Raw genomic sequence first — 1,243 nt, forward strand, 5'->3', positions numbered from 1 at the left:
CGCCCGCAGGACCTGCGGCCCGCCCTGGTCCCAGGACTTGAGCAGCTCCTCGACCGTCGCGATCGTCGCGTACGCCTGCCCGGCCGCCGCGTTGTCCACCACCTGGGGACGGTAGTCGCGGGCCGCCTTCACCACCGGGGCCACCGGCTCCGGCGCCCGGTGCGCCCGCCCGCCCCGCAGGTGCAGCGCCACCTCGCGCGGCAGCACCATCGTCCGCGCCGACACCGGAAGCAGCAGCCCCCGGTCGCGCAGCCACTGCACCGGAGGCGCCGGATTCGCCGTCACCTCGCCGTACGGCGGACCCCACNNGCGAGGGCCTCCGGCGACGCCTCGTCGAGGAGCGCGCCCATCCGCGCCCGGTCGGTGAACAGCTCCGTGAGCGCCGCGACCGCCGACACCGGATCGTGCGTCGCCGTCAGACCGGCCGTCGCGATGATCTCCTGCACCCGGCCCGGCGACATGCCCGCCGTCGCCTCCGCGACCGTCGGCCCGAGCCCGGTCGGCGAAGGATGCTGCGCCGAGGGCGCGAGGAGCTCCCGCGCGGTCCGCACGAGCCGCAGCCGGTCGTCCTCGCCCCACACCAGGGCCTGCTCGCGCAGCAGCGCCACCGCGCCCGGCAGCGCCGCCTCGATCTCCGGGTCGCCCTCGTCGCCGGTGAGCAGCGCGAGGAGTACGGGGTACGGGGCGGGGTCCGGGGCCACGGCCAGCGCTTCGGCCGTCTGGAGGGCGAACCGGTCGAGCCGCTCCAGGGCCCGCACCACCGAACCGCGCGTGCCGGCGCGGGTCGCCAGCTGCGTCAGGTCGTTCGGTACGGGGCTCAGCAGGTCCGGCCGGGCGCGCAGCAGCGCGGCGAGCCCCTCGTCGCCCCGCGCGCGCAGCGCCTCCGCGAGCGTGCGGGGCGCCGCGCCGGCGCCAGTTACCTCGGGCACGTGCGCCTCCCGGTCGAGCTCACCGATCCCCATCCGGACCACGTTAGCCGCTGTTCAGGCGCTAACGTCGGGCCGTACCGGGCGAACCGGCCGTGGAGGGGCATCGTGGGGATCGAGAGCGACCGTCTGGTCTACGACTATCTGAGCCGGGTCGGCGATCTGGCCCAGCAGCGACAACTGCCGGCGAGCGACCGGATGAAGCTGGTGTCCGGCCTGCGCAACGAGATCGACCGCCGGCGCGCCACCCACGGCGAGGAGAGTCCGGCGGCGGTACGCGGCATCCTCGGCTCCCTGGGCACCCCGGACGAGGTCGT

2 pseudogenes are annotated in these 1,243 nt (G+C 76.2%); one reads left to right on the plus strand and one right to left on the minus strand.

What is annotated here, in order from left to right:
* Positions 1 to 962 (minus strand): annotated as a pseudogene (locus CCN56_RS36255) (DNA-binding protein); the annotation flags it as partial.
* Positions 963 to 1,034: 72 nt separating this feature from the next.
* On the opposite strand from CCN56_RS36255, the pseudogene CCN56_RS36260 reads away from it, so the two are divergent.
* Positions 1,035 to 1,243, plus strand: a pseudogene (locus tag CCN56_RS36260) (hypothetical protein); the annotation flags it as partial.

The sequence above is a fragment of the Streptomyces sp. NRRL B-24572 genome, assembly GCF_002156145.1.
GTDB lineage: Bacteria > Actinomycetota > Actinomycetes > Streptomycetales > Streptomycetaceae > Streptomyces > Streptomyces vietnamensis.